Here is an 870-nt window from a genome sequence, read left to right as displayed (position 1 = left end):
GTTCGTATATATTGCTCATTGCCGGCACCCCCTACTGTTATACATTTTCTTGATTCTCTGGAGACCAAACTGCCACATCTCCACCTGGACATGCAACGACTAACCAATCTTGTGACTCTGTACCGGCTTGCCAACTTTCATAGAGGTTATCTACTCCAAAGATTGTTAAGAGCACACCGCTTGTAAACTGTAACTTTAAATGAGGTTCTTGTTCTCCTAAGAATATGTCTGTGATTTCCTCTTGTTTGGCAATAAGTGAAAAAAAGGAACGTACAGGTGAAACAGTCCACTTGTTTTCCGCAGTAATAACAAGTGGTTGACCCTCAGCAGCTTGTATTTTGAGTCTAAAATAATCAGAACGTATTCCATCTCCAACGTGCTTAATTTTTCCACCTTTAAACAACCGGCACAATACTTCTTCTGCTTCCACTTTTTCTTCTTTTTTCATCGTATCACCTCATTTGGTGTTTATTATTGTTATCATCAACTATATAATAGTTTTACTTCTTACAGATAGTTTATTTGTGCTTTACCCTACGAAAGTTTGTTTTTATGGACATTCTATTAGTTTATTGCGAAAAATATCAATGTACCGTCACTTCTGAATTTCACTATATTCCCTCTGAACAATCAAATCCACCATAAAGAGGATTTGCAGATGCCCAGATATATCGCATCCCTAAGAAACGGTTAGCATATGATATAATTCCATTTGCATTTTTCGAAGGTGCCGGCTCTTTTACTGATGTTGGCGATGGAGCTGTATTGTGAGCTGAAACGCTGCAATTCCAATATAAATTAACATCTTTATTCGTTTTTCATCCTGAACACCATCCTTTTTATAACCAATCGAAACAGTATGTGTTACCT

Annotated in this window: 1 protein-coding gene; it reads right to left on the bottom strand. The window is 37.2% G+C overall.

Annotation, left to right across the window (positions count from 1 at the left end):
* Positions 1-37: 37 nt before the first annotated feature.
* Positions 38-448 (bottom strand): hypothetical protein, encoded by a 411-nt coding sequence (locus RB298_RS02990; RefSeq protein ID WP_486045697.1) that lies wholly within the window; start codon positions 446-448, stop codon positions 38-40.
* Positions 449-870: the final 422 nt, after the last annotated feature.

The sequence above is a fragment of the Priestia sp. BR_2 genome (assembly GCF_041954005.1).
Classification (GTDB): Bacteria; Bacillota; Bacilli; order Paenibacillales; family Paenibacillaceae; genus Paenibacillus_AQ; species Paenibacillus_AQ lautus_A.
Note: the sequence above shows the minus strand (reverse complement) of the source record. Positions and strands in the feature narration are given on the sequence as shown.

Coding starts and splice junctions, on each gene's coding strand:
- RB298_RS02990 (WP_486045697.1), bottom strand. CDS start 448: ATGAAAAAAGAAGAAAAAGTGGAAGCAGAAGAAGTATTGTGCCGGTTG.